Consider the following 25,682-nt stretch of genomic DNA (forward strand, 5'->3'; position numbering starts at 1 on the left):
ATCAGGTCAGCGGCTCGTCTTCGCTGGCCTGCCCGTGCTGGGTTTTGTCCCAGAAAAACGGGTTGGTCGCCAATTCCCACAGCGCCTTGTAACCGGCAATCACGCCCAGCGGGAAATAAAGAAACATCGTCGGAACCCAAAGCAAAAGAAACCGCCGCTCACGCGCGGATACGGCGATCAGGCCAACGCCGATACTCAGCCCCTCTGCCACCAGAAACAGCCCGATCAGCGCGTTTGAGATGGATTGCGGCAGAATAGGTCCCATCGGATTGGCCAGCCCCAGACTCGACAGCCAGAATACCCAGAGAACGGGTGCCAGCAGAAATTGCCCCAGCGTACCCAGAAAGAACGCCTGAAGGCCCAGAAATCTGGCACCTCCAAGGTCACGCCACAGCTTTTGCGGGCTGCGCATATGCACCAGATACGTGACCATGAACCCCTTGAGCCAGCGCGAGCGCTGTTTGACCCAGGGCCAGGCCCGGAAATTCGCCTCTTCATATGTTGTGGTATCCACCATTTCGGTCCGGTACCCGGCCCGGTACAGCCTTACGCCCAGATCAGCATCCTCGGTGACGTTATGGGCATCCCAGCCGCCCAGTTCCAACAGCTTGTCGCGACGGAAAAAGAACGTGGTGCCCCCAAGTGGCACCACCAGCCCCATGCGGGCGATCCCCGGCAGGATCACGCGGAACCAGCTGTTATATTCGATGGTAAAGCAGCGTGACCGCCAGTTGGTGCGCGGGTTGTAGTAATCCAGAACCCCTTGCAGGCACACCACATCCGGCGCGGCCTGGGTGAAATGCGCCACCACGCGCTCGATCTGATCCGGTTGTGGGGCGTCCTCGGCATCCCAGACGCCGACGAAGTCGCCCCGGCAGAAATCCAGCGCGTAATTCATGGCGCGCGGCTTGGTGGTCAACCCGTTCAGCTCGGGCACCTCGACGATGCGAAACCAGCTGGGCAGGCTCACCTGCGCAAGGGCATTGCGCGTCACGTCATCCTTTTCCTCAAGCACAAGGATGAGATCCAGCAACGCCTTGGGATAGGTCAGCCGCTGTAGTCTCTGTACCAGAGCGTTCGCGATCTCGCGCTCCTTGTACAATGGCACCATGATCGATACGCAGGGTTGCCGCAATGTGATGGCAGCTTCGGTGTGGTCCGGCTGCGTTCTCAGGCGATGCCAAAGGTAAGCCAGCGTGCCAGCCATCCGAAAGGCTGCAAAAAGCACCAAAGTTCCCACAGCTATGCCCAGCACCGCCAGCAGGCCAAACGCCGGGAACATGGCAAACAGCCCCAGCACACACAACAGGGCCACCGAAGGCCCCACGCGCGACCTAAGGGTCCAGTTGCGGCAGCTTTGCGCGGGATCAACCCGCGTTTCCGCCGATCTGGCCAAAGACCCCGAGAATTGCCGCGCAATCGTCCGATCGATCTGATCGGATGCCGCCAGCACCGGGATCACGGCATAATCGCATTCCCGCATCCCGGCGGTCACGGTTGCGAACCGGTCGGGCCGGGCGGTGGCCACCAGAACAAGGGGGCCAATCCGCATCCAGGGGATGACATTGTGTTTCAGCCAGAAGTCGACCGGCATTAACCCGCTCAGTTCCGGCATCGGCGGGATCTGTTCAAGATCGGCAATCTGCCAGCCGGATTGCGCAGACAGCGCGCTCAACACGTCCTGCCGGGTGGCATAGCCTTCTCCGACCAGTATCTCTCCCAGCTGTGCGTTCTGTCTGGTTTGCTGGCTCAGCGCATGGTCCAGCTGGGATCGGGTGATAGCCCCGGTTTCCAGCAGGCAGGTGCCCAACGGTTTCCGATACCCGGGCGCGGGGATCGGTGCGGCGGACGTGAAATCCAGAAGATCAAGCTCAGCCATAACAAAACCCTGGCGCAGTTACCTGCGCTCAGGGTTGTTCGATCAGGGTTAACACCCGGTTAACACTGCACAGACAAGCAGTTATGCCTGAATTTTCTTCTTTTCCATGGCCTCGGCGAAACGCTCGAACAGATAGAAACTGTCCTGCGGTCCGGGCGATGCCTCGGGGTGGTATTGCACCGAATAAACCGGCCTATCCGCCATGCGGATACCGCAGTTCGAACCGTCAAACAGCGACCGGTGGGTTTCCACGACGCCATCCGGCAGGGATTGCGCATCGACAGCAAAACCGTGGTTCATCGACGTGATCTCGACTTTGCCGGTGTCCAGATCCTTGACCGGGTGGTTCGCGCCATGGTGGCCATGGTTCATCTTGACCGTCTGACCTCCCAGCGCCAGCGCCAGCATCTGGTGTCCAAGGCAGATGCCGAACACAGGCAGGTCTGTCGTCTCCAGAATCTCTTTGATCATCGGCACGGCGTATTCGCCTGTTGCTGCCGGATCGCCGGGACCGTTCGACAGGAACACACCGTCGGGCTGATGTGCCAGCACGTCGGCTGCGGTCGCGGTTGCGGGCAGAACGGTAACATCACATCCGGCGGATGCGAGGCAGCGCAGGATGTTGCGCTTGGCGCCATAGTCTACGGCAACAACCTTGTGGGCAGGGGCCTTCTGACGCTGGTACCCATCCGGCCAGGCCCACCGCATCTCATCCCAGCGATAGCTTTGGGCGCAGGTGACTTCCTTGGCCAGGTCCATGCCCTCCAGCCCGGCAAAACCGCGCGCGGCGGCGACCAGCGCCTCGATGTCGAAATTTCCCTCGGGGTCATGGGCCAGCGCCACATGCGGCGCACCTTGCTGGCGGATTGCCCGGGTCAGGCGGCGGGTATCGACACCCCCGATGGCGATGCGCCCCCGGCGGGCCAGCCAATCCTTGAGCTCCTCGGCCGAGCGCCAGTTCGATGGCTCGGTCGGATCCCATTTCACAACCATGCCAGCGGCGACCGGATCACCGGTTTCGTCATCCTCGGGGTTCACGCCGACATTGCCGATATGAGGGAAGGTGAAGGTCACGATCTGCCCGGCATAAGACGGGTCGGTCATGATCTCCTGATATCCGGTCATCGCCGTGTTAAAGCACAGCTCGGCCACGGTTTGCCCGGTCGCGCCGAAGCCTGCGCCGTAAAACAGGGTTCCATCGGCCAAAGCCAGACATGCGGTGGGCTTGGACGGGGCATTTGGGGCCATGGCGCGACTCTCCTGTAGGGTAAATCGGCGCATACCTAAGGGGGTTGGGCGTCTGGGTCAAGTCTGTTCAATTTTTGGGCTGTTGTTGTTTTTCAATGGGTTAGATGGATCGACCCCCGGTTGTATCAGGCTTTTTGTTTCTATATGGTCGGGGTTCCGTTGTCATGGGGATGGACAAACCAAATGGACATGCGATCACGGGTGAATGCCGCCCTGAAGCAAGCAATGAAAGACAAAGCAGCCGAGCGTCTGTCGACGCTGCGGTTGATCAACGCCGCCATCAAAGACCGCGATATCGCGGCACGTGCGTCCAGCAATGAAGAAGCAAAGGGATGCAGCGACGCAGAGGTTCTTGAAATCCTTGGCAAAATGACCAAGCAGCGCAAGGAAAGCGCCCGCGCCTACGAAGAGGGCGGTCGCCTGGATCTGGCCGAACGCGAGATTCGCGAAGTCGAGGTGATCGAGGAATTTCTGCCAAAACAGCTGGATGACGATGAGGTCAGCAAGGCCATTCAAACCGCCATCACGGCAACCGGCGCGGGTTCGATCCGCGATATGGGCAAGGTGATGGGCGAGTTGAAAACGCGCTATACCGGCCAGATGGATTTCGGCAAGGTCGGTCCTATGGTCAAGGATCACCTGTGCGCAGCCTCAAACGGAGATTGCTGAGGCACTGGGCCTCGGAAAACATTACTGCGCGACCGGCTCGCGCAGTCTTAGGACCAGCTCGTCATAAAGCGTGATCCGCTCATCTTCGGACAGAAACGCCCCGATTTCGACCTCGCGCCCGTCTCCGACAAGGGTGACATAATGCGGAACCGGGCCGCCTTTCTCGTGCATCGCGGGCCGCGCCCAATAGCGGTTGCAAGACCATTCGTGCTGCTCTTTGCCGGGGGTGTGGTGCACCAGCCGCGCATGTGTGCCCGACAGGGTCAGTACCTCGAACACACTGCGGGCGCGGTAGTTGGTCTTGATGGCCAGCCACAGCCCCAGCACAGTGATCAGCAGAAACGGCAGCAACCCCCACAGGATCACGGAACCAAGCGTGGCCAGCAGCGGGATCAGGCCAAACAGGAACACCGACAGGATCGTGATCATCGCCCCCCGCGGCGGCAGCGAGTTATGCGGCCAAAGCCGCAGTTCCTGTTCGGTTTCCGAGGTCTGATTCCACGTGTAGGGCATACCGCGAACATAGCGCAGCGCCGCCTCATGTCGACGGGTTTTGATCAGACGACGTGGCCGACCCGAGACCAGGACAGGGCGTCATCCAGACGATCGTCACCCCAGAACACCTCCTGCCGGACAACAAAGCTGGGGGCGCCGAAAACACCCAGTTTGACGGCGGTTTCGGTTTCCGCCTCAAGGGCCGCGACGATGTCGTCGCCTTGCGCGCGCGCCAGGGTCAGTCGGGGGTCTTGCTGACACCGCAACAGCGCCTCGGACAGCGCACTTTCGCGACCGGCTTCCATCCCTTCCTCGAACCAGATGCGATAGAGCGTTTGAGTGAACGTCACGCCCCAGCCATCCTTCATCCCAAGCACCGCAACCTGATTGGCCAATGCCAGATTGGAAATCGGATAGGGTGCGGGCAGGTTGGCGTGGATGTGGTACTTGGCACAGCGGCGTTCGATGTCGCGCCACATGTAAGCCGATTTCACAGGCTTTCCGGCAAAAGGGATGTTCTGCTGGGCCGACATCACCGTGCGCACATTGAACGGGCGCCAGTTCACCGTGGCGTCGTGCTGGGCACACCATTCGTCCAGACGCATCACGGTCAGGAAGCTGTACGTGCTGCCAATGGAATACCAAAAGTCGATCTCGGGCATTGCCGACCCTCCGACTGTTCCGTCCGCACATCATAGCCGATTTCGGGGCAGTTGGCGAACGCGGGGTGAGGGCAAAGAAAAACCCCGCCACCTGGGCGGGGTTTTCTTGGTTCAGATCGGGATCAGTGCGCGTGGCCCTTGTCCCAGTCTTCCTGCTTGGGCAGCTGCTCGAACGTGTGCTCGGGCGGTGGGGTGGGCAGGGTCCATTCCAGCGTATCGGCATACTCGTTCCAGTAGTTGGGCCGTGTCTCGCGTGCGCCACGCAGCAGGGCGTAGATCACGATGCCGAAGAACAGCAGGAACGAGGCGAACGAGATAAACGCACCGATCGACGAAACATAGTTCCACTGCGCGAACGCTTCGGGATAGTCGATGTAGCGGCGCGGCATGCCCTGACGACCCAGGAAGTGCTGCGGGAAGAAGGTCAGGTTGGCGCCGATGAAGAACATCCAGAAGTGAACCTTGCCCCAGAACTCGGAATACTGGCGACCGGTCATTTTTGCGAAGTAGAAATACATCCCCGCAAAGATCGCAAAGACAGCACCCAAGCTCATCACATAGTGGAAATGCGCAACCACATAGTAGGTGTCGTGATAGGCGCGGTCCACGCCAGCCTGCGACAGCACCACACCGGTCACACCGCCAACGGTGAACAGGAACAGGAAGCCGAAGGCAAACAGCATCGGTGTCTTGAACTCGATGGAACCGCCCCACATGGTCGCGATCCAAGAGAAGACCTTAACGCCCGTCGGAACCGCGATGACCATCGTGGCCAGCATGAAATAGGCCTGCTGACGCAGCGACATGCCAACGGTGTACATGTGGTGCGCCCACACGACAAAGCCCAGCACACCGATTGCGATAATCGCCCAGACCATCGGCAGATAGCCAAAGATCGGCTTGCGCGAGAAGGTCGCGATGACATGGCTGATGATGCCGAAACCGGGCAGGATCACGATATACACTTCCGGGTGGCCAAAGAACCACAGGATGTGCTGATACAGGATCGGATCGCCGCCACCGGCCGGATCAAAGAAGGTAAAGCCAAAGTTGCGGTCCATCAGCAACATGGTGATTGCGCCCGCCAGAACCGGCAGCGACAGCAGAATCAGCCACGAGGTGACGAAGATCGACCAGCTGAACAGCGGCACCTTGAACAGGGTCATGCCGGGGGCACGCATGTTCAGGAAGGTGGTGATCATGTTGATCGCGCCGAGGATCGAGGAGGCGCCCGATACGTGTACGGCAAAGATCGCAAGGTCCATGGACATGCCGCCCTCGGTCGTGGACAGCGGCGGGTACAGAACCCAGCCCACGCCCGAACCCATCTGATCGTTCCCACCGGGGCTCAGCAGCGAGGCCACACCCAGCGAGGTACCGGCGACATAAAGCCAGAAGGACAGGTTGTTCATCCGCGGGAACGCCATATCCGGCGCGCCGATCTGCAACGGCATGAAATAGTTGCCAAATCCGCCGAACAGGGCAGGGATGACAACAAAGAACATCATCAGAACACCGTGATAGGTGATCATCACGTTCCACAGATGCCCGTTGGGCGTACACGGGTCGGCCATGAAGCCTTCAAGGCACATGTACTGAACACCGGGGTGCATCAGCTCGAGCCGCATGTAAACGGTCATCAGAACCGAGATCAGACCGGCCAGAGCCGAAACGATCAGGTACAGAATCCCGATGTCCTTGTGGTTGGTCGACATGAACCAGCGCTGGAAAAAGCTGCGCTGGTCTTCATGGTCGTGACCATGAATGGCTGCGTCTGCCATTATAGGTGCCTCCTGTTGCAACTACACCGCGCAGCCGGACCTCTCCAACGCGCGGGATTCCTGCTGGTTTTAGAATGCGTAGGGGCGACCTTCAATGGCCGAGTTTGATCTGGATCAAGATAAATGGCCGCACCCCCCTTGAAAACGGGTGTTCGAGAAGCCGGGATCTGAGCGTTCGGGGGGGGGCTGGTGATACAGCGGGCCTAGCGCCTGTGTTCAGGTCGCCCGCAATGGGTCCGTCTCTCAAAGCTGACCGGAAAGGCGTGAACCTTTGCCTCTGGCCAATCACCCGAACCGAGGACAGGGAAGGGGGGAGCCCCGAGACCTTCTAAGACATTCGTGCTTGCGCAGCGAACTACCTGTGGCCCACCCCGCCCTTGTCGCGCACCTTGAGGCGCATCGAGTTAGCCTGCCATCTAATAGGCTCACACAGCGTTCGGAACACCTTGAAGAAATGCTGATCACTCGATCTCGTTTTTGAATATCCTGCCGTCCTTCATGATCAGGTCGAAGTTTGCATCGGGGTCCGCGACCAGATCGATATCGTCCATAGGATTGCCATCGACGAGGATCAGATCAGCATAAGCGCCTTCCCGGATCACACCAAGCGGGCCTTCCTGGTACGGGTGGCGCGGTCCGGCGAGTTCTATCAATTCAGCATTTGTCGAGGTCGCCATTTTCAGAACCTCGTATGGCGTGTACCAAGTCTTCATCTTCGCCAGGAATTTGCCTTGTTTTTTCGCAAGCTCCGCATCGAAAAGCATATCTGTGCCGAATGCGACCTTCACGCCGATCTCTTTGGCCATATCGATTGAGGTCGTGGTGCCATCAGTAACCTCCACCCATTTCGCTGTGCTAACTGGGTCGCTGAATGAGAAAGCGTCCTCGTCGTCAAGCAATGGCTGGACAGACAACCAGACGCCGTTGTCCTTCATCATCTGTAGGGTTTCCCTGCTGAGCAAATTGCCGTGCTCAATGGTTTTGACCCCGGCTTCAATCGCCATTTGGGCAGCTGCATCGGTAAAGATATGCGAGGCGACGTAGGTATTGTAACTTTCTGCAACCGCGACGAATGCCTTCAACTCTTCGAGCGTGTATTGGCTCATGTCGAGCGGGTCATAGACCGACGAAACACCGCCACCGCCAGAAATCTTGATTTGCGAAGCGCCCATGCGCATGACTTCGCGGGCGCGCAGTGTGACGTCGTCAACCCCGTCCGCGATCAGCATCAGCCCCACACGGTTCCAATACCAAAGCGAGTCACCCGGGTTTGAAGGCGCGTCCTGGTAGGCACCGTAGTCAAAATGACCGCCCGTCTGGCTAATCGGAGGGCCAGAAGGCACGATTCGTGGGCCGGGAATTTCGCCCGCATCGATCATCTTCTTTGTCGCGAAGGGATTGCCGCCGACGTCTCGCACCGTCGTGAATCCGCGCATCAGCGTGTCTTCCGATCCCATGGCACCCCGGATTGCGATCTCGAGTATATCTCCGGAAATCACGGTGGTTTGAGCCGCGCAACAATATGAAGTGTGCCAGTGGACGTCGATGAGCCCCGGTATCATCGTGCGCCCGCCACCATCGATGACTGTCCCGCCCGCTACAGCGAGAGGTTCCGTGGTAACCGCAGTAATCAAGTTGTTGGTTACGACGACATTCGCACCTTCCAGTAGTTGTTCGCTTTCGCCGTCAAACACGTTCACGTTGGTGAACAGGATGGATGATCCATCCTGAGACATTGCCGGTGACCAGGCCAAGGCTAACGACAGCACGGTTATTGGAATACGGAAGAGAGCCGGCATTTACGAAATCCTTCTGAAGTCTGAACGGTCTGAAGATGCTCTTTCACGCTATACCTGTATATAACTCTGATCAACTTCACGTTCCGACCGTCGGAAATCCCAAGAGCCGCTCTGACAACGTTAAAAGGCGTCGGCGCGGCCTAGTTGACGAACGTCAGCTTCGTCCATCTGGCGGACCTTTGACTCGACCTGGATGAATTTCTCAAAAACTTAACCAGTTTACGTCCGATTAAGAGTTGCGAAATCTGTACTCTGCTGCCTAGGCAGGCATCACCTGTCGGGAACGCGCCGCATCTGTCTCTGAGGATGTGATCTCATGCCAAATCCAAGTGTACAAAACGTACAACGCCCTCTGAAAACCCGGTACATTTTGTACATTTCACGGCTCAATCCCCCGGCTTGACCCGGCGGGGCGGGTGGACCACAACTCGGGCAAAAGCCCCTCAAGGAACGGATGGCAACCATGGATTATGATCCCGACAACATCTTCGCCAAAATTCTGCGCGGCGAGATACCTTCGTCAAAAGTTTACGAAGACGCCGACACACTGGCCTTTATGGACATCATGCCTCGTGCCGATGGGCATTTGCTGGTGATCCCCAAAACGCCCTGCCGCAATGTGCTGGATGCCACGCCCGACCAACTGGCGGCGGTTATGAACACCGTTCAAAAGATGGCTCGTGCAGTGATGAAAGCCTTCGAGGCGGACGGTGTAACCATTCAGCAATTCAACGAAACCGCAGGCGGGCAGGAGGTTTTCCACCTCCATTTTCACATCCTGCCGCGTCATGACGGCGTGTCGATGCGCCCGTCTGGTAAAATGGGTGATTTCGACCTGATTGCCGAACATGCGGAGAAGATAAAACTCGCTTTGTAGTCAATATTTTACGGTCTGTCTGTGAGGTGATAATCCGGACGATTACCCACACCCGCCCGCGCATATCGCCGCGACCGGAGACAAGATATCCCGAAACCCTTCCTTGGGACCGACCAAGTGACTCAATAGCCGGATAACGCAGAAATCGCCTGCTCCCTTGCAACGCGAATTGGCCATAAGATTAAGCGGGAAGGGGGAAATGAATTGCCGTTCCGATTTGGGGTCGGAACGGCAGACTCGTAACCAAACACTTCTCGGATTTCGAGGGCGAGCCCTTGATCACCGGTTTAACATACCACTCACTCTTGATTGGCAGTTTCATATTACTCGTTAACAACTCCGGTGTATCCCAGAGAATTAAAATTTGCCTAAAGAATACCGTAAAACTGGATCGTTCTTGGTAAATTGCGACGTGTTTCGGAAACAGAGCCTTCCGCCCATCCATATTGTTGTATCGGGGAGCGACAGAATCTGATTCGACGACTGCTGAACCCCAGACAGAATCAGGTTTCCGAAGCGCCAAAAACCTCCTCAAAGGTTGTCTTCAAGGCCGCATCAAGATCATCCATGGTGACCGGAAGACCCAAATCCACCAACGAGGTCACGCCGTATTCGCTGATCCCGCAGGGAACAATGCCCGAAAAATGCTCCAGGTCCGGTTCGACATTGACCGAAATGCCATGAAAACTAACCCATTTTCGCAAACGTAAGCCAATTGCCGCGATCTTGTCCTCTGCCGGTTTGCCGGTCACCGTCAGCGGTTTGTCGTCGCGCCGCACCCAGACACCAACGCGTCCGTCGCGTATTTCGCCGTGTACGTTGAATTCAGCCAGTGCCGATATCACCCAGTTTTCCAGCTGCTTCACAAATTGGCGCACGTCGCGCCCGCGCTTGTTCAGGTCCAACATGACATAGGCCACACGCTGACCGGGCCCGTGATAGGTGTACTCGCCGCCGCGTTTGCTTGCATAAACCGGAAAGCGGTCAGGATCGGTCAGGTCTTCGATCTTTGCCGACGTGCCTGCTGTATAAAGCGGCGGGTGTTCCAGCAACCAGATGCACTCCTCCGCGTCGCCGCGCGCAATCCCGGCGACGCGCGCCTCCATAAAGGCGGTGGCGTCGTCATAACTGGTCAGACCATCGGTGATTTTCCATTCCATGGCGGCCTCATATCCGCCCAAAGCGGGCAGGGGAAGAGGGGTCAGGCCGCTTCGGCCAAACACTGTTGCAGCACCCGAGAATAGGTGTCGGCCCCTTGCGCGCCGGTCAGCAGGTATTTTCCGCCAAATACCATGGACGGCACACCAGAGATCCCCCGGCTGGTCCAGAACTGCTGTTTCTCTCGTACCAAAGCGATATGCTCGCCGGTCTCAAGCACCTGCCGTGCGGTATCAGGGTTCAGCCCTGCAGAAGTGACTGCCTGCAACAGAACCTCAGTGTCGGAAACATCCTGTTGCCGGGTGAAATACGCGTCGAATAGCGCAAGCTTCAATTGATGTTGCAGGCCCTGACCTTCGGCCCAATCCAGCAACTGATGCGCCTTGAATGTGTTCACGATCCGGCTGTCTTCATCAAAGTTGAAGGTGAACCCCAATTCCGCCCCGATCGCCGTTAGCCTTTCGCGGGCCTGCTGGCTCTGTTCAGGGGTCGAGCCATATTTCTCCGTGATGTGTTCCCGAAGGTTCTGCCCTTCAGGCGGCATGTTCGGGTTCAATTCGAACGGGTGCCAGCGAAGTTGGGCTTGGATGCCCTGCTGTTTCATTGCCACATCAAGCTGACGAAACCCGACTATACACCATGGGCACACAACGTCCGACACGATATCGATCTGTATGATGGGGCGGGTGTCGGTCGAGGTCATCTGAGGCTCCTGCTAGATCGAAACTGCGCTGTGCATCGGCTTAGATAAGACTGCTGCGAAGGATTTTAAACCAGCGTGTTTTTGCCTCTTCACATCGCGCGCGCCAACGTCTATACGCCGCTCTACCAAGTCACTGGCAGTGCGGTCGTGGCGGAATTGGTAGACGCGCAGCGTTGAGGTCGCTGTGGGGTAACTCCCGTGGAAGTTCGAGTCTTCTCGACCGCACCAAATCTTCTCGTATCTTGTGATATTCTAATTGGCTTACGCGAAGCAGGCTTTGCCGTTCTGGTCTGTTCTCTTGCATTGCAAATCCGAGGCCCGTAACTAAGCCAGGTGTCGGGAAGCGCGCCATACCTCTGCAATGATGCGATTTTTCCCTTCGTCCTGAGTTTGCGAGCCAAGGTTGCGGGTAGGTGCGATGAGACTTGTCATATCAACGATGAAAGACGAGGGGCCGTTCATCCTTGAATGGATCGCCTATTACCTTTCGATCGGGTTCACGCATTTCATAGTCAATTCGAATGACTGTTCTGATGGCACCGATGCGATCCTGAAAAGATGCGAGGAACTGGGTTTTCTGGTGCATATCGATAACCCCGGTCCCTGGAAGCATGGGCCGCAGGCGTCGGCCTATGCGAACGCTATGGAACATCCCTGGTACGCTGAGGCCGAGTGGATTCTGGTTTGTGATGTCGACGAATTTCTCGATATCCGTGTTGGGGACGGCACGCTGGACGATATGTTTCGCACCTTTCCACATGCAGACGGATTTGCCGCGATATGGCAGATGTTCGGACACAATGGGATTGTCGAGTTTGAAGACAAGTTTGTGATCGAACAATTCACATCTGCAGCAGAGTTGGGGGTGGTCACACCGCAGAATGTGCGTGCCTTCAAATCGCTTGTCAGAAACAACGGGTCTTATCGGGCGATCAACACACACCGTCCGCGTGGCCCAATCGCCGGCAAGGCTGAAAGCTTTGCATGGATCGATGGTGACGGAGATCCCTTGCCACCTGCAATGCGGCGAAACGGTTGGTCTCATTCCACGACTGGCGCGGCCTTTGGGCAGCAGTTTTTCAGGATGAACCACTATGCCGTCCGGTCCATTGAGAGTTATCTGATGAAGCGGCTGCGGGGGGATGTAAACACAACCGCGTTTCATCCCAAGATGGAGGCAACGGGACAAGCCTATTGGCACATGCATTGCTTCAACAAGGTTGAAGAATTATCGGTCCTTTCCAAATTGGACCGCCTTGGAAAATCGTATGATGAACTACGTGCGGATCGTGTTCTGGGAGACTTGCACGAAAAAGCTGTTGCTTATCACAAGCGCCGTATCTCGGAGATACGTGAAACAGAGGCCGCGCAGGGATTCATAACTCGGTACAAGAATTTTGCCGGGGGGCGATATATCAAGGCGCTGGATCTGGGCGTGATGGAAGAAGGCGATCTTTCCTTTGATGCCGAGACCTACAAAGACCCCGAAGTTTCTTTCGCGCAAGTTGCGAAATGGACGCGCTTGGGCAAGATGTCCAAACCTGAAAACTCAAAACCCAATAACTACCCTTGGTTTACCCGGCTGGATTCTCTGGTAACGACCATGGTGTACGAAGAAGCGGCGGCGCAGCATGCATTAATCACTAATGCAAAACAGGTGGACTTGCCGTTCGATCCGAAGGACCCATCTTTCCTGCCGCCAGTGTCTCCGGAGGTTGAAAGAACGAAAGAGCAGCGACAGCGGTTCTTGCGGTCAATCAGCGGCAAGAAGAACTGGGTTTTGATCGGGCATGTCGAAACCGAAATTGTAGAAGAAATACTCGCATTGGATGCAGTTGCTCAATTGACGATCATCGGGCCATGGGGGCTGTCGTGGGATACATTCGCCTGCAAGGATACGACGCAAGACAGTAATCTACAGGCCCTGGATCGCACGTTCTATGCATTGCTGGAGTACTTCCGCGAACCGATCATTGCGGGGCGTCTGAGGGTCTACCGGGCGCTGCCGCCTTTGATGCTGAAGCTGTTTCAGGATCAAAGTGTGGGCGTCGTGATCATACGCGGCGTTCGCGCCGAGCGTGTCATGTTGCAATTGCTGAACCGGATCGACAGGGTTCTGGCTCCGGGCGGAAGTATCGCTTTTACATCCTACAGGCGGGGCAAAGGGTCTTATTCCGGAATGTCTTCGGCTATTAACCGTTTTCTTGCGAGTAAAGCGAGTGACTATCGGATTACAAGCCTCGAGCCTCCGTGGCTTGGTATCGACAAGTTGCCACCACTTTCCAAAAACGACACATAGCTTCTGGTTCTTGAAGCAACGACATGTTAGCCATTGCCCAATAAACAAAACGGGTTTCGTGTGAATTCAATACCCGTCTGCAAGTGAGGTCGAGATGTCAAACGAACCCAGAGTGATCGGTGCTGTTCCCGGCAGCCAGAATAAACCGAACGCAGACAAGGCAACCAAGCGCAAGAATACAAAAGACGCGATACGTCGTACGTTCCTGACGCGCCTTCCCAAGGGCGGGGTGGCTGTTGAGATCGGTGTCTGGCAGGGCGAGTTTTCTCCGACAATCCTCAAATTGCTTGAACCCAGTCAGTTGTTTCTGATCGATCCCTGGAAACATATTGGCGAGGAATCGCATACAACGGCGTTTGTCGGTCGGACCGAAGACGAAAAGATGGAAGCCATCTTCCAGAAGGTCGTCGCGTCCTTCGAAAAAGAGATCGAGGAAGGCAAGGTTGGCATCATTCGCGATTTCTCGGTGCCGGCATTAAAGCTCTTTGACGATGAGAGCATTTCATTTGCCTATGTCGATGGGGATCATTCTTACGAAGGAGTAACTGCGGACCTGGAGGCGTTGTTTCCCAAGATCAAAGCGGGTGGGATCATGGCGTTTGATGATTACCACCGTCGCGGTTGGTGGGGCGACGGGGTGATCCGGGCCGTCAACGAGTTTCTGGGCAAACACCCCCGTGAATTGCGTATCCGGGCAATTGCTGGTGCGCAGATCGCTATAGAAAAAATCACTCCGCAAGACGACAGCAAGAAACAGGGCGACTAAGCGTCTGGGGTGAATGGCAGTGACGAACAAGCCTGAAAAAATCCTCATCTCTGCAATGAAAAATGAGGGCCCATATATTCTGGAATGGGTGGCTCATCATAAAGTTTTGGGTTTCGACCGGATCATTGTTTACACCAACGATTGCACGGACGGTACGAACAGAATTCTGCGCCGTCTTGAGGCCCTGGGTCATGTTGAGTTTCACAGGAACCGCGTGGGAACAGGCGGGATTCACAGATCAGCTCTGAGGCAGGCCCGCCGTTTGCCCGTCGTGAAAGAAGCCAAGTGGGTCTATGTCTGCGATGCGGATGAGTTTCTGAATATTCATGTCGGAAACCATAAGGTGGACGACCTGATCGAGGCCACACCGGGTGTGGATGTCATTTCCATTCCATGGAAGATATTCTCGAACAGCGGTCGCCATGTGTTGCGCGACGCGCCAGTGACGCAGCAGTTTTTCGATGGTGAGTTGGAGTATGAGCAGGGCGGGGCGGGGCGCCGGTTCGTCAAATCGCTTTTCCGGCAGGGTGAAGTCTATCTCCGCTATGGTATGCACAACCCGCATCCCAAATCCGAGTTTGAGGCAGGTGTGTTCCGGTCTGTTCCCGGGGGGCACGCGAAAGAACCCGCACCTTTTGGGAATCATGTTGCACCGCCTTTTGGATTTGAGATTGCACAGATCAATCACTATGCGGTCCGCTCCACACAAGCCTATCTGGCAAAGCGCAGCCGTGGGCGAGCTAATCACTCGTCCCAGACGTTGGGAACGGAATACTGGGACCGTTGGAACAGGGGTGGGGCGGCGGATGAGACGATCCTCAGGTACAAGGACGAAGTTGACGCATTGATGGCGGAGTTTCAGTCCGACGAACGGCTTGCGCGGCTGCACCGAAAAGCATTCCTGTGGCACAAGGCGTTGATCGAAGACCTTCTCAAACAGCCAGAATACAACGCGCTTTACCAGACGCTTGTTAATAAGCCGGCTGTAGAATTTGTTGCTAAAGACCGCGGATTGCACGCGCGTCTTTCGGCAGACAAGCAACCGTCTTCCAGCGAAAAACAGCCTGAATCCTGAAAAACCCGCCTTCGGAGAAACTGCATATGGCCGCGGAAAATACTCTTCCCACAATCGGAATGCTCTGGTTGGAAGGTCCTCTCAGTTTTCTGGAACAGATGTGCCTTTTGTCTTTTGTCGCGAACGGACACAGGGTCGTGCTGTTCCACTATGACGAAGTCGAGAATGTACCCGAAGGTATCGAACTGGTTTCGGCGAACGAAATTCACGAACCGCAGCGGTTCATTATGAACAACCAGTTTAAAACACCGGTTCCGCAATCTGATATTTTCAGGCTGCAGCTGATGCAAAAAACCGATTTTCTCTGGTGCGATACGGATGTGATTTCTTTGAAACCGATCCCGAAAGCGGATCATATTTTCGGCTTCTTCAATCGCAATACGATCTGCAATGCGATCATGCGGTTGCCGTCCGACAGCCCCGCGCTGAAAGCGTATACGGAATACAGTCTTGATCCATTCCCGATCCGTCCTTGGGTAGAAGGTGAGGAACGCGAGAATCTGGAGCGCCAGAAAAAGGCCGGTGAGTTGCCTCATGCCTCGGATCAGGCACACAGTGTTTACGGACCCGGTGTCATGACGTGGTTTCTGCGACATCATGGCGAGATAGAACACGCCAGCCCACCCCCGGTGTTTTACCCGTTGCCGTTTCGGCAAACGGGGCAGGCGAACGACATTCCAGCGCGGGAGTTTCGAAAAAAGTACCTTACGGATCAGACGCAGGCCGTCCATCTTTGGGGCCGTCGGATGCGTTGGTGGATTGCCAAGGGTGTAAAACGTCATTCATTTCTGGATCGAAGGCTGCGCGGTTTGGGGATCAGTCCTGCCAATGCACCTTTGCCACGCAGAGGGCGGGGCGCGCCGCAGAAAATTGAGTTTCCCGACTCGCTTCCGGATTTGCGGATCAGCAAAGAGGAAATCAGTGAGGCCACCAACGGCGTGATGTCCGTAGCTCAGGTCGCAAATTCTGAGCAGTTCTTCAAATTGGCCCAGGTTGAATTGGATAAGATAAAAGACAAAGGGCTTTATGGGGTGAATGACAAACCCCAATCGGGTCATCAGCGAGGTTGGGATCACTATGCCAATGACGCATTGCGGTTGAATGCCATGTCTATGTCATTGTCGAGGTTTGCCAACAATCAGCGCTATTTGCCTGACTTGAGCAACCCCAAGACCGTGACTGAGAAGATGCTGGTCATGAAGCTGTTTGCCGAGATGCCCGAAGTGTCGGCGGCGGATAAGTTGACGGCGGAAAGTTATATCCCAGAACCAGCCAGGAACCTCGTTACACCGGTGAAGCGCTATTGGGTTTCATCGTCGCCTGAGTTGCCGGAAGACCTCGACCTCGAGCCCGGCAGCTATTGGCTCAAATGCAATAACGGGCAGGGGCAAAACCACAGGATCACCTGGCCCATGAACACAGAAGACCGCAACCTGGCCCAGGAAAAGCTTACCAATTGGAGCAATAAACCCATTCCCCACGGCTTCTGGGCGGCAGAATGGTGGTATTCCACGATCGAAACGCGCTATTTCCTTGAAGAGGATCTGGCGGCAGAAGGTCAGGACATCATCGACTGGAAATTCTGGGTTGTCGCCGGAAAGGTCCAGATTGTTCAGGTCGACCGGGACCGCTCTCGAGGGCATGTGCAGATGATCCACGACCGGGATTTCAACTTCATCCCGAAAGAGCTGTATTTCCAGACAAGCGATGACACCGAGCCCAAGCCAGAGGTGTTTGACGATATGGTCGCAATTGCCGAAGCCGTCGGGCAACGTGTCGAGTTTGCGCGGGTGGACCTTTATGTAATTGGCGACAAGATTTATCTGGGAGAAATCACGCTCTGCCCGTTTGGCGGAAAACGCAAGATGCGTACGCCCGAACTGGATGTGCAGATGGGTGAGGCCTGGGTCGGCACCCGTCTGTTCCCGAACTGATCCGGTTACTCGACGGCGATTTCCTGACGCAGCTTTCCTGTTGTCTTGTCATAGATCAGGACGCGGTTGTCGTCGGTCACGACCGCATACCAGTTGGATCCAATGGTCAGGGCCTGCGCTCGGGCACCATCGGGTAAGTCGATCTGATCCGGCAGGGTGGGGGTGCGGTCTGATAGGCGGATGACAATCAGGGCGAATGTCACTAGAACCCCGCCAATCATCACCGCGGTCAGCAGCATGACCATCCGCCGCAGCAATCGTAGCTGCGGGGTTTCCTGCGGTTCTTGGGGTTCGGAAGGGACAGTCATGGGCACCCGCCAGATTGAGTTTCAGATCGCGGCCGATCCGCCGCCTCGCCTTGATAAGGCGCTTTCGCGGGATGTGCCAGACGGTGAAAACCTGTCGCGCACGCGGTTGGCGCGCCTGATCGAGGATGGCGCGGTTCGGATCGACGGGACCCGGATTCAGGACCCAAAGGCCAAAGTGTCCGAAGGGGCGCAGGTCGCCATAACTGTAGCCGAGGCGGAAGACAGCCATATCGGTGCTGAAGACATCCCGCTTGAGGTTGTTTTCGAAGACGCAGACGTGATCGTCGTCAACAAGCCAGCAGGCATGGTCGTGCACCCCGCGCCGGGCTCGCCCGGGGGTACGATGGTCAACGCCTTGCTACACCATTGCGGTGACGCTTTGTCAGGTGTTGGGGGGGTGAAACGCCCTGGTATCGTTCACCGGATCGATAAGGAAACCAGCGGTCTTCTGGTGGTCGCTAAAACGGACGCCGCGCATCACGGGCTGGCCGAGCAATTCGCAGCACATAGCGTCGAGCGCTATTACCGTGCTGTGTGTTACGGGGTTCCGAATGCAAGTGATCCTCGTTTGCGCGGCGTCAAAGGTGTCAGCTTTGAGCCGGGCAACATCATGCGTGTGACGACCCAGCTTGCGCGGCACAAGACCGACCGTCAAAGGCAGGCGGTGTTGTTTCATGGCGGGCGCCACGCTGTGACACGCGCGCGGGTTGTTGAAACATTTGGTGCGCCTGCTGGTCTGGCTTTGATCGAATGCTGGCTCGAGACCGGGCGAACGCACCAGATCCGCGTTCATATGGCCCATGCCGGGCATGGGCTTGTCGGGGATCCGGTCTATGGTGGAAAGCGGAAACTGGCGACCAAGGCGTTTGTGCCTGCCGCCGCCGAATGCGTGTCCGGCTTTCCCCGGCAGGCGCTTCACGCCGCCGTATTGGGGTTCGAGCACCCGGTGACCGGCGAAAACCTGCGGTTTGAAGCCGAACTGCCGCAAGACATGGAGAACCTGATTGCCGCGCTTCGTGCACCGCTGACATAATAAGCAAAGTCCTGTGAGTAAGAGTTTCTTATCTTTCCTTCATGAAAGATTAATTTCAGACTGTTAGCAGCACCTCTTGAACAGGATGGGTTCTTTACCCATATCCTATGTTAAAGACTTAAACATTTGTCGGAGGGACATCATAATGGCAAATTACGCAAATCTCCCCGCGCCGACGCCCGAGGGCGGCCTGAACCGCTATATGCAGGAGATTCGCAAGTTTCCCCTGCTTGAGCCAGAAGAAGAATACATGCTGGCCAAGCGCTGGGTTGAAGAGCAGGACACAGAAGCCGCGCATAAGATGGTGACATCGCACCTGCGGCTGGCGGCCAAGATTGCCATGGGATATCGCGGCTACGGTCTGCCGCAAGCCGAAGTGATTTCCGAAGCCAATGTGGGCCTGATGCAGGCGGTCAAACGTTTTGACCCTGAAAAGGGTTTCCGTCTGGCCACCTATGCCATGTGGTGGATTCGCGCCTCGATTCAGGAGTATATTCTGCGGTCATGGTCGCTGGTGAAACTGGGCACAACTTCGGCGCAGAAAAAACTGTTCTTCAACCTGCGCAAAGCCAAGGCGCGCATCGGTGCACTGGAAGAGGGCGACTTGCGCCCCGAAAACGTCGCGCAAATTGCCAATGATCTAGGCGTGACCGAAGAGGAAGTCATCAGCATGAACCGCCGTATGTCCGGCGGGGACGCGTCTCTGAACGCCACGGTCGGGTCCGAAGGCGAAGGCACGATGCAATGGCAGGACTGGCTTGAGGATGAAGACGCCGACCAGGCCGGAGATTATGAGGCGCGCGATGAGCTGGAAGCGCGTCGCGAGTTGCTTGCTGCGGCGCTGGACGTGTTGAACGACCGTGAAAAGGACATCCTGACCCAGCGCCGGTTGCTGGATCAACCGGTTACGCTGGAGGACCTCAGCGCCCAATACAATGTCAGCCGCGAGCGGATCCGTCAGATCGAAGTTCGCGCGTTCGAGAAGCTGCAAAAGAAAATGCGGGATCTGGCACGTGAAAAAGGGATGCTGGGTGTCAGCTGACCACAATGCCAGCCTGCAATAGCTGCGGGCTGGTATTTCATCTGTGCGAAGAAACCGCCTCTTCGCGCACATGCCCGGCGCGTCCTGACAGATCATTTCCTGCTGAACGCGTATGACCGCTATCCGGACTGTGAAGCCAAAAGAATGGCCGCAGGGCCAAAGCTATGGTACTGCAAGGACGCGTTTCATTTCGATGAAGGTGTGACAGGTCGATCCTGCGGATCTCGCAGGGTCACGAACCCTTTGGGGTTCAAACATCTATGGAGAGCGTTATGCAAAAACCGGTTCAGTTTGGCGTGTTAGGTGCCGCGAAATTCGCGCGTGAATACATGGCACCGGCGATACATGCCGCCAACGGGGCGCGACTGGCTGCACTGGCGACGTCAGATGCGGCAAAGGCTGAACCTTTTTCGTCTTTCTGTCCCGATCTGAACGTGTTCAAAAGCTATGATGCGCTGTTGGCGGACCCTGGTATTGATGCGGTCTACATACCACTGCCCAACCATCTTCATGTGGAATGGAGCCTGAAAGCGTTGGATGCCGGCAAGCATGTGCTGTGCGAAAAGCCGATGACTATGAAGGCGGACGAGTTTGACGCATTGATCCAAAAGCGCGACGAAAGCGGCTTGCTTGCCGCCGAGGCGTATATGATCGTGCATCACCCCCAGTGGCAACTGGCACGTAAACTGATTGCGGATGGTGCAATCGGCAATCTGGTGCACGTAACCGGAGCGTTCAGTTTCGACAATCGGGCAGATACCCAGAATATTCGAAACCGCGCTGAAACGGGCGGCGGCGGATTGCGAGACATCGGTGTTTACGTAATTGGCGGAGCCCGGTTTGCAACGGGGCAGGAACCGGTGGCGATACAGTCAGCCATCCGTTGGCAGGATGATATCGACATCTTCACCAAAATTCGCGCGCAGTTCCCCGGTTTTACCTACTCAAGCTACGTGTCCATTCGGATGCATCCCCATCAGGAAATGGTGTTTCACGGGGAAAATGGCCTGATCCGCCTGACTACACCGTTTAATGCGCGTGTGTTTGGTGAAGCCCGGGTCGAGTTGCATCGTCCGGGGCTTGAGGTGCTGGTCACCCGGTTCCCCGGCGCAGACCATTACAAGCTTCAGGTCGAGGCCTTCTGCCGCTCGGTCAGGGAAGGGGCAGAATATCCCTGTCCGCTGGAATTCTCTCGGGGGACGCAAGAGGTGATTGACCGCGTGTTCGAGGGCGCAGTTTCGCTGTAACTTGCCCTTTGCGCGCAGGCTCGGCTATCCTTTTGCTTACGTTTAGCAGGAGATGACCCATGGCCGGAGGCTGGGCGCGCGACGGCGCAGTGAGCGAACAGATCGAAGCGTCGATTTCGGATGAACTGGCGCGGATGCAGGCGCAAAAGCGGCCTGTTGGTGAAAGCCTGACCCATTGCGCCGAATGCGAAGAGCCGATCCCTGAAAAACGCCGCGTTGCTTTGCCGGGCGTGAAGCTGTGCCTTGATTGCCAGCAGGAACGGGATGGTGCGTTCAAGGCACGTGGCGGCGTCAATCGGCGGGGGTCGAAGGACAGCCAGTTGAAGTGATCTCAGGTGCGGCTGCTTTGAGCCCTGATTGACCGGTTGCTAGTTTGAAAAGACTTCTTCAGTTTCCTCAGAAAATCGACCGCGTTCAGAGAAGACAGCTAACGCTTTTTCGGCAAATTCGGACACGCGTACCCATTCCTCGGAATTCTTAAACCAATCAATGTTCCATGTGTTTTCTTCAGTTACGTCAGCTGCAGCGGTGGCAAGCGCCATGAATTTCTCAATGACCACTTTTTCTTTTTCGCTGAATACCTTGGGAGCCTCTGCGTAGTCGAGCGGCAACCAGTCACTGACCATTTCAATCGTCTCGTAGGTGCCGAGAGTAGCGATGCCATCCAAGGAGGAATACGTATCGAGCAGTTCGATCACTCGATTTCGAAGCCTCTGGTAAAGCAACTGTTGACTAATTTTTTCCATGAGATGTTTTGGCATCCTAGCGCCACTCGCTCAAGGTCGGCATTGTCCGCTTAGCGGGCATTCAGGAGCCCCTTGGGTGTGACATTGCCAAGCATGGCAGGTTATTTCAGCTAGGCAGATGTCGCCACCCTCTGTCGAGGGTGTCTCAGCCCTCCATCGCCTCCAGCTCGTCAATGAAGCCTGAGATCATCGACAGGCCTTTGTCCCAGAACTTGGGATCGCTGGCGTCCAGGCCGAACGGGGCCAGCAATTCCTTGTGGTGCATTGAACCACCAGCGCGCAGCATGTCGAAATACTTGTCCTCAAACCCATCCGCGCCGCTTTCGTAAACGGAATAGAGCGCGTTCACGAGGCCGTCGCCGAAGGCGTAGGCATAGACGTAGAAGGGCGAGTGGACGAAGTGCGGGATGTAAGCCCAGAAGGTCTCGTACCCGTCCATGAATTCAAATGCGGGGCCAAGGCTTTCGGCCTGAACGCTCATCCACAGGGCGTTGATGTCATCCGGGGTCAGCTCGCCCTCACGTCGGGCGGCGTGCAGCTTGCATTCAAAGTCGTAGAAGGCGATCTGGCGGACCACCGTATTGATCATATCTTCGACCTTGCCGGCCAGCAGTACCTTGCGCTGTTCCGGGGTTTCGGCCTGGTCCAGCATCTTGCGGAATGTCAGCATCTCACCAAAGACCGAGGCGGTTTCCGCCAGTGTCAGCGGGGTGGATGACAGCATCTCGCCCTGACCGGCGGCCAGCACCTGATGGACGCCGTGACCCAGTTCATGGGCAAGCGTCATCACATCGCGCGGTTTGCCCAGATAGTTGAGCATCACATAGGGGTGGACATCTGTAACTGTCGGATGTGCGAAGGCCCCCGGCGCTTTGCCCGGTTTCACCGCCGCGTCGATCCATCCTTTTGAGAAGAAAGGCGCCGCGATTTCACCCATCCGGGGGTCAAAGGCATTATACGCGTTCATCACCGTCTTTTGGGCCTCTTCCCAATTCACGATACGCGTGTCTTCCATGGGCAGGGGCGCGTTGCGGTCCCAGACCTGCATGACGTCCAGTCCAAGCCACTTGCGCTTCAGCTCATAATAGCGATGGCTCAGTTTGGGGTAGGCGGCCACGACTGCCTCACGCAGGGCCTCGACCACCTCGGGCTCGACATCGTTCGACAGGTGACGCCCGGTCTGAGCGGTCGGCATCTTGCGCCAGCGATCGACGATTTCTTTCTCTTTGGCCTGCGTGTTGTGAACGCGGGCAAAGGTTTTGATATTGTCCTGAAAGACCGAAGCCAGTTCACGTGCCGCGGCCTCACGTTTCGCGCGGTCCTGTTCCGTCAGCAGATTCAGGGTGCCTTCGATGTTCAGTTCTTCACCGTCGACATGAAATGCCAGTCCGGCAATCGTTTCGTCGAACAGACGTTCCCACGCGTCGCCGACAACCCCCAGATCATGAAGGAACTTTTCCAGTTCATCAGACAGCTGATAGGGCTTCATTGCGCGGATGCGACGGAACACAGGTTCGTAGCGGGCGAGATCCGTGTTCGCCGCAAAATGCGCCTTCAGAACATCGTCTTCGATCCGGTTGATCTCGAGCGTGAAGAACACCAGCGGAGTGGTGAAGATCGTGATCTTCTCCTGCATGTCCGACAGGAATTTGGCGCGCTCTGCATCTGTGGTCAGTTGATAATAGCGCAGACCGGCAAAGGACATGATACGCCCGGCGATGGCGTTGATCTTTTCGTTGCGATGCACACAGGTCAGCAGGTCTGCGGCCTCCAGATCAGCCAGCTTGCCTTCGTAATCAGCAGCAAACGCGGCACATTCACCTTCCAGCCAATCCAGATCGCGCGCTAATTCGGGTGCGTCTTCCGAGGTATAGAGATCGCTCAGATCCCATTCCGGAAGATTGCCCAGATTGCCGGAACCACCGATTGCGTTCGCGTCACGGACAGGGAAGGGAAGGTCGCGCATGGATCACCTTTAGTAGACTGCTTTTGCAAACATCTAGGGCTGGCGCGCCCGGATCACAAGCGGCCAATTCCAAAGGTGAAAGGGTTTACGAGGAAACCAGCTCGGATGCGCCATTGGCCTGATTGGCCAGAAAATGCGCCGCAATCTTGTCCAGAACCGGCCCTCGAACCTCGGGTGCTTCCATCAGCACCTCGTGTTCACCATCCGGGATTTCGATCAGCGTTCCGTTGGGCCAATTGGCCATGCGCGCACGAATTGCCTTGCGGTCAACGATTTGCTCATGGCTGCCCAGAAATGTCAGGCAGGGTGTTTTTGGGGCGGGCTGTTCCATCAACCAAGCACATTCATCCAGCGACTCGCGCAGCCACAGATTTGATGGGGCACCCAGCGCAAGTTCAGGATGCTCATTCAACTGATCCTGCATCATCCGGTACATGTCTGGATCACGGGTCAGCATATTGCCTTCGAAAGGTTGCGACAGGACATAACTTTTGAGCGTCGTGGTGGGGGGCGTCCGCTCGCCCAGGCCAAGTGCTGTGCCCCAATAGGCTGTCACGCGGCTTAGGGGTTTCATGACCGGGGTGAAGAAAATTCCCCACATCGGGCCCGTGAAGGCACACGCGGCAAAGCAGCCATTCTCGATGACGGCACGCAACCCGATTGCACCGCCCATCGAATGCCCGACCACGTACCATGGTTTTGGCAGGTCCAGCGCGCTTGCAAGTTTCAGGGTGACCTGAACGTCCTGCTGGTAATCGGTGAACTGATCGACATGTCCGACCCGAGCATCGTCCAGCAACCGATCCGCAAGACCCTGACCGCGCCAGTCGACGGCCAGCGTGGCGAACCCACGCTCTACGAATTCGCTGGCAGTATTGCCGTATTTTTCTATGTATTCCGTGCGTCCCGGAAACATCATGACAGTGCCATGTGCCTTTCCGCCCGGAAGCCAGTGAGCAACGCGGATGCGTTTTTGATCCGACGTCGTCAACCAGTGGGCCTTTCCACCGGCGGGGCCGCCGGCCACGTCTTCAAACAGGGGGGCCGGCGAGAACTCCATCAGGCCAGTACCGATGCAAGTTTCATGGCAACACCCATGTCGCCATCAATGCTCAGCTTGCCGGACATGAACGCACCTGTAGGGTTCAATTCACCGCTGAGGATCTGTTCGAACGTGTCGGCATCCGCGCTGAGGGTGACATCAGCATCGTCGTCGCTGACCCGCGCACCGTTAGAATCCAGGACAATGGCACCCAGATCGGCGATATCAAACTTGGCCGAGGCATCAAACGCGCCGCCTTCCAGTTTTTCATTCAAAGCGGCGGCTGCCTTTTCAAGAGTCTCGCTCATGTTTTTCCTCATATTGTTAGTGCGCCGTGAATGGACATCCCCGGTCGCAACGCTACACTGACTATTGTTATGAGCATTGCAATCTACAATCTCAAAGGTATCGTCGCGGCACTTTTTGTCCTAGTCACGATTTCCTCCACTTGCCTCGCGCAACAGGCGGATTTGCGCGATGAGGGCGAATTGCTGCAAAAACTTGCCCAATCGACGCCCGAGCAGGCCATTGCTCTGGATCGGCAGTTGCAAGCTCTGTGGGCCCAGTCCGGTTCAGCATCGGCCGATCTGCTGCTGGAACGTGGCCGTGAAGCGCTGGATGACGGTGACGTAGGTGCGGCGCTGGAACATCTGACCGCCCTGACGGACCATGCGCCCGATTTTGCTGAAGGCTGGCACCTGCGCGCTTCGGCCTTTTTCGGGATCGAACGGTTTGGCATGGCCGCTGCCGATCTGGAACATGCCCTGACCCTGAACCCCAACAATTACGAGGCAATCTACGGTTTGGGACTGATCTTTGAGGTTATCGGACAACCTGACAAAGCCTACGAGGCCTATTCACGGGCATTGGCTATACATCCCCACCACGAAGAAGTAACCAATGCGGTGAATCGACTGAAGCCGCAGATTGACGGCGCAGCGCTGTAAGGTCCG

General features: G+C 56.6%; 24 protein-coding genes and 1 tRNA gene. 12 read left to right on the forward strand and 13 right to left on the reverse strand.

Features of this window, described 5'->3' with window-relative positions; all coding sequences use genetic code 11:
* Window position 1 precedes the first annotated feature (1 nt).
* Window positions 2-1,879: a glycosyltransferase gene (locus ACR0DY_RS13190; protein ID WP_480545666.1), complete on the reverse strand. Its 1,878-nt coding sequence runs from the start codon at window positions 1,877-1,879 to the stop codon at window positions 2-4.
* Window positions 1,880-1,960: 81 nt separating this feature from the next.
* On the reverse strand, window positions 1,961-3,127 hold the full coding sequence (carA, locus tag ACR0DY_RS13195; RefSeq protein WP_480537598.1) for a glutamine-hydrolyzing carbamoyl-phosphate synthase small subunit: 1,167 nt from the start codon (window positions 3,125-3,127) through the stop codon (window positions 1,961-1,963).
* Window positions 3,128-3,310: 183 nt separating this feature from the next.
* On the opposite strand from carA, the gene ACR0DY_RS13200 reads away from it, so the two are divergent.
* A complete protein-coding gene (locus tag ACR0DY_RS13200; protein ID WP_209504231.1) occupies window positions 3,311-3,796 on the forward strand; it encodes a GatB/YqeY domain-containing protein in 486 nt (161 codons plus the stop codon).
* Between the two features lie 21 nt (window positions 3,797-3,817).
* On the opposite strand, the gene ACR0DY_RS13205 is transcribed toward ACR0DY_RS13200, so the two are convergent.
* The 4 genes from ACR0DY_RS13205 to ACR0DY_RS13220 all read right to left on the reverse strand — a co-directional run bounded on the left by ACR0DY_RS13205 (window position 3,818) and on the right by ACR0DY_RS13220 (window position 8,434).
* Window positions 3,818-4,309: a DUF2244 domain-containing protein gene (locus ACR0DY_RS13205; protein ID WP_209504230.1), complete on the reverse strand. Its 492-nt coding sequence runs from the start codon at window positions 4,307-4,309 to the stop codon at window positions 3,818-3,820.
* A 44-nt stretch (window positions 4,310-4,353) separates the two neighbouring features.
* Window positions 4,354-4,953, reverse strand: a complete 600-nt coding sequence (locus ACR0DY_RS13210; protein WP_480537600.1) for a DsbA family protein — start codon at window positions 4,951-4,953, stop codon at window positions 4,354-4,356.
* Window positions 4,954-5,075: 122 nt separating this feature from the next.
* Window positions 5,076-6,734 carry a cytochrome c oxidase subunit I gene (gene ctaD, locus ACR0DY_RS13215; protein ID WP_267366169.1) on the reverse strand — a complete coding sequence of 553 codons (1,659 nt, stop codon included), beginning with the start codon at window positions 6,732-6,734 and terminating at the stop codon, window positions 5,076-5,078.
* Between the two features lie 461 nt (window positions 6,735-7,195).
* The gene (locus ACR0DY_RS13220) at window positions 7,196-8,434 is read right to left on the reverse strand and encodes a metal-dependent hydrolase family protein (RefSeq protein ID WP_480481396.1); all 1,239 of its coding nucleotides are present in this window, start codon (window positions 8,432-8,434) and stop codon (window positions 7,196-7,198) included.
* Window positions 8,435-8,987: 553 nt separating this feature from the next.
* Between ACR0DY_RS13220 and ACR0DY_RS13225 the strand changes: the two genes are divergently transcribed.
* Window positions 8,988-9,410, forward strand: coding sequence for an HIT family protein (locus tag ACR0DY_RS13225; protein WP_480481394.1), 423 nt, complete (start codon window positions 8,988-8,990; stop codon window positions 9,408-9,410).
* Window positions 9,411-9,913: 503 nt separating this feature from the next.
* On the opposite strand, the gene lipB is transcribed toward ACR0DY_RS13225, so the two are convergent.
* Both lipB and ACR0DY_RS13235 read right to left on the reverse strand, forming a co-directional pair.
* A complete protein-coding gene (gene lipB, locus ACR0DY_RS13230) occupies window positions 9,914-10,570 on the reverse strand; it encodes a lipoyl(octanoyl) transferase LipB (RefSeq protein WP_480481392.1) in 657 nt (218 codons plus the stop codon).
* A 41-nt stretch (window positions 10,571-10,611) separates the two neighbouring features.
* Window positions 10,612-11,271 carry a DsbA family oxidoreductase gene (locus ACR0DY_RS13235; RefSeq protein WP_480545664.1) on the reverse strand — a complete coding sequence of 220 codons (660 nt, stop codon included), beginning with the start codon at window positions 11,269-11,271 and terminating at the stop codon, window positions 10,612-10,614.
* 141 nt (window positions 11,272-11,412) lie between these two features.
* On the opposite strand from ACR0DY_RS13235, the gene ACR0DY_RS13240 reads away from it, so the two are divergent.
* The 5 genes from ACR0DY_RS13240 to ACR0DY_RS13260 all read left to right on the forward strand — a co-directional run bounded on the left by ACR0DY_RS13240 (window position 11,413) and on the right by ACR0DY_RS13260 (window position 17,345).
* Window positions 11,413-11,499: transfer RNA gene (locus ACR0DY_RS13240), tRNA-Leu, on the forward strand.
* 190 nt (window positions 11,500-11,689) lie between these two features.
* On the forward strand, window positions 11,690-13,570 hold the full coding sequence (locus ACR0DY_RS13245; RefSeq protein ID WP_480898443.1) for a glycosyltransferase family 2 protein: 1,881 nt from the start codon (window positions 11,690-11,692) through the stop codon (window positions 13,568-13,570).
* Between the two features lie 94 nt (window positions 13,571-13,664).
* Window positions 13,665-14,336, forward strand: a complete 672-nt coding sequence (locus tag ACR0DY_RS13250; RefSeq protein ID WP_209595900.1) for a class I SAM-dependent methyltransferase — start codon at window positions 13,665-13,667, stop codon at window positions 14,334-14,336.
* A 19-nt stretch (window positions 14,337-14,355) separates the two neighbouring features.
* Window positions 14,356-15,411: a glycosyltransferase family 2 protein gene (locus ACR0DY_RS13255; protein WP_480485961.1), complete on the forward strand. Its 1,056-nt coding sequence runs from the start codon at window positions 14,356-14,358 to the stop codon at window positions 15,409-15,411.
* A gap of 26 nt (window positions 15,412-15,437) precedes the next feature.
* Window positions 15,438-17,345 carry an ATP-grasp fold amidoligase family protein gene (locus ACR0DY_RS13260; protein ID WP_209504221.1) on the forward strand — a complete coding sequence of 636 codons (1,908 nt, stop codon included), beginning with the start codon at window positions 15,438-15,440 and terminating at the stop codon, window positions 17,343-17,345.
* Between the two features lie 5 nt (window positions 17,346-17,350).
* On the opposite strand, the gene ACR0DY_RS13265 is transcribed toward ACR0DY_RS13260, so the two are convergent.
* Window positions 17,351-17,653, reverse strand: coding sequence for a DUF6476 family protein (locus ACR0DY_RS13265; RefSeq protein ID WP_209504220.1), 303 nt, complete (start codon window positions 17,651-17,653; stop codon window positions 17,351-17,353).
* Between ACR0DY_RS13265 and ACR0DY_RS13270 the strand changes: the two genes are divergently transcribed.
* From ACR0DY_RS13270 to ACR0DY_RS13285, 4 genes are all read left to right on the forward strand, one after another.
* Window positions 17,652-18,686 carry an RluA family pseudouridine synthase gene (locus ACR0DY_RS13270; protein ID WP_480481383.1) on the forward strand — a complete coding sequence of 345 codons (1,035 nt, stop codon included), beginning with the start codon at window positions 17,652-17,654 and terminating at the stop codon, window positions 18,684-18,686. The genes ACR0DY_RS13265 and ACR0DY_RS13270 overlap by 2 nt on opposite strands.
* A 145-nt stretch (window positions 18,687-18,831) precedes the next feature.
* Window positions 18,832-19,728: an RNA polymerase sigma factor RpoH gene (gene rpoH, locus ACR0DY_RS13275; protein WP_267366971.1), complete on the forward strand. Its 897-nt coding sequence runs from the start codon at window positions 18,832-18,834 to the stop codon at window positions 19,726-19,728.
* A gap of 272 nt (window positions 19,729-20,000) precedes the next feature.
* A complete protein-coding gene (locus ACR0DY_RS13280; protein WP_480481380.1) occupies window positions 20,001-20,975 on the forward strand; it encodes a Gfo/Idh/MocA family protein in 975 nt (324 codons plus the stop codon).
* A 59-nt stretch (window positions 20,976-21,034) separates the two neighbouring features.
* Window positions 21,035-21,304 (forward strand): DksA/TraR family C4-type zinc finger protein, encoded by a 270-nt coding sequence (locus tag ACR0DY_RS13285; protein WP_480481378.1) that lies wholly within the window; start codon window positions 21,035-21,037, stop codon window positions 21,302-21,304.
* Between the two features lie 39 nt (window positions 21,305-21,343).
* Here the strand turns inward: ACR0DY_RS13285 and ACR0DY_RS13290 are convergent, their stop codons facing one another.
* From ACR0DY_RS13290 to ACR0DY_RS13305, 4 genes are all read right to left on the reverse strand, one after another.
* Window positions 21,344-21,721, reverse strand: a complete 378-nt coding sequence (locus ACR0DY_RS13290) for a hypothetical protein (protein ID WP_480481376.1) — start codon at window positions 21,719-21,721, stop codon at window positions 21,344-21,346.
* A 145-nt stretch (window positions 21,722-21,866) separates the two neighbouring features.
* Window positions 21,867-23,687, reverse strand: a complete 1,821-nt coding sequence (locus tag ACR0DY_RS13295) for a M3 family oligoendopeptidase (RefSeq protein WP_480545663.1) — start codon at window positions 23,685-23,687, stop codon at window positions 21,867-21,869.
* A gap of 85 nt (window positions 23,688-23,772) precedes the next feature.
* Entirely contained in the window at window positions 23,773-24,747 is a 975-nt protein-coding gene (locus tag ACR0DY_RS13300; RefSeq protein ID WP_480537622.1) for an alpha/beta hydrolase, read from the reverse strand.
* The gene (locus tag ACR0DY_RS13305) at window positions 24,747-25,037 is read right to left on the reverse strand and encodes an SCP2 sterol-binding domain-containing protein (protein WP_209504212.1); all 291 of its coding nucleotides are present in this window, start codon (window positions 25,035-25,037) and stop codon (window positions 24,747-24,749) included. The genes ACR0DY_RS13300 and ACR0DY_RS13305 overlap by 1 nt, the downstream gene beginning before the upstream one ends.
* Window positions 25,038-25,106: 69 nt before the next feature.
* Here ACR0DY_RS13305 and ACR0DY_RS13310 point away from each other — a divergent pair, with 69 nt between their 5' ends.
* Window positions 25,107-25,676 (forward strand): tetratricopeptide repeat protein, encoded by a 570-nt coding sequence (locus ACR0DY_RS13310; RefSeq protein ID WP_480505551.1) that lies wholly within the window; start codon window positions 25,107-25,109, stop codon window positions 25,674-25,676.
* Window positions 25,677-25,682: the final 6 nt, after the last annotated feature.

The sequence above is a fragment of the Ruegeria sp. O6 genome, assembly GCF_056535045.1.

Coding starts and splice junctions, on each gene's coding strand:
- ctaD (WP_267366169.1), bottom strand. CDS start 6,734: ATGGCAGACGCAGCCATTCATGGTCACGACCATGAAGACCAGCGCAGC.
- ACR0DY_RS13235 (WP_480545664.1), bottom strand. CDS start 11,271: ATGACCTCGACCGACACCCGCCCCATCATACAGATCGATATCGTGTCG.
- ACR0DY_RS13295 (WP_480545663.1), bottom strand. CDS start 23,687: ATGCGCGACCTTCCCTTCCCTGTCCGTGACGCGAACGCAATCGGTGGT.
- ACR0DY_RS13270 (WP_480481383.1), top strand. CDS start 17,652: ATGGGCACCCGCCAGATTGAGTTTCAGATCGCGGCCGATCCGCCGCCT.
- ACR0DY_RS13260 (WP_209504221.1), top strand. CDS start 15,438: ATGGCCGCGGAAAATACTCTTCCCACAATCGGAATGCTCTGGTTGGAA.
- ACR0DY_RS13190 (WP_480545666.1), bottom strand. CDS start 1,879: ATGGCTGAGCTTGATCTTCTGGATTTCACGTCCGCCGCACCGATCCCC.
- ACR0DY_RS13265 (WP_209504220.1), bottom strand. CDS start 17,653: ATGACTGTCCCTTCCGAACCCCAAGAACCGCAGGAAACCCCGCAGCTA.
- ACR0DY_RS13205 (WP_209504230.1), bottom strand. CDS start 4,309: ATGCCCTACACGTGGAATCAGACCTCGGAAACCGAACAGGAACTGCGG.
- ACR0DY_RS13285 (WP_480481378.1), top strand. CDS start 21,035: ATGGCCGGAGGCTGGGCGCGCGACGGCGCAGTGAGCGAACAGATCGAA.
- ACR0DY_RS13210 (WP_480537600.1), bottom strand. CDS start 4,953: ATGCCCGAGATCGACTTTTGGTATTCCATTGGCAGCACGTACAGCTTC.
- ACR0DY_RS13245 (WP_480898443.1), top strand. CDS start 11,690: ATGAGACTTGTCATATCAACGATGAAAGACGAGGGGCCGTTCATCCTT.
- rpoH (WP_267366971.1), top strand. CDS start 18,832: ATGGCAAATTACGCAAATCTCCCCGCGCCGACGCCCGAGGGCGGCCTG.
- lipB (WP_480481392.1), bottom strand. CDS start 10,570: ATGGAATGGAAAATCACCGATGGTCTGACCAGTTATGACGACGCCACC.
- ACR0DY_RS13200 (WP_209504231.1), top strand. CDS start 3,311: ATGGACATGCGATCACGGGTGAATGCCGCCCTGAAGCAAGCAATGAAA.
- ACR0DY_RS13280 (WP_480481380.1), top strand. CDS start 20,001: ATGCAAAAACCGGTTCAGTTTGGCGTGTTAGGTGCCGCGAAATTCGCG.
- ACR0DY_RS13300 (WP_480537622.1), bottom strand. CDS start 24,747: ATGGAGTTCTCGCCGGCCCCCCTGTTTGAAGACGTGGCCGGCGGCCCC.
- ACR0DY_RS13290 (WP_480481376.1), bottom strand. CDS start 21,721: ATGGAAAAAATTAGTCAACAGTTGCTTTACCAGAGGCTTCGAAATCGA.
- ACR0DY_RS13310 (WP_480505551.1), top strand. CDS start 25,107: ATGAGCATTGCAATCTACAATCTCAAAGGTATCGTCGCGGCACTTTTT.
- ACR0DY_RS13225 (WP_480481394.1), top strand. CDS start 8,988: ATGGCAACCATGGATTATGATCCCGACAACATCTTCGCCAAAATTCTG.
- ACR0DY_RS13305 (WP_209504212.1), bottom strand. CDS start 25,037: ATGAGCGAGACTCTTGAAAAGGCAGCCGCCGCTTTGAATGAAAAACTG.
- ACR0DY_RS13250 (WP_209595900.1), top strand. CDS start 13,665: ATGTCAAACGAACCCAGAGTGATCGGTGCTGTTCCCGGCAGCCAGAAT.
- carA (WP_480537598.1), bottom strand. CDS start 3,127: ATGGCCCCAAATGCCCCGTCCAAGCCCACCGCATGTCTGGCTTTGGCC.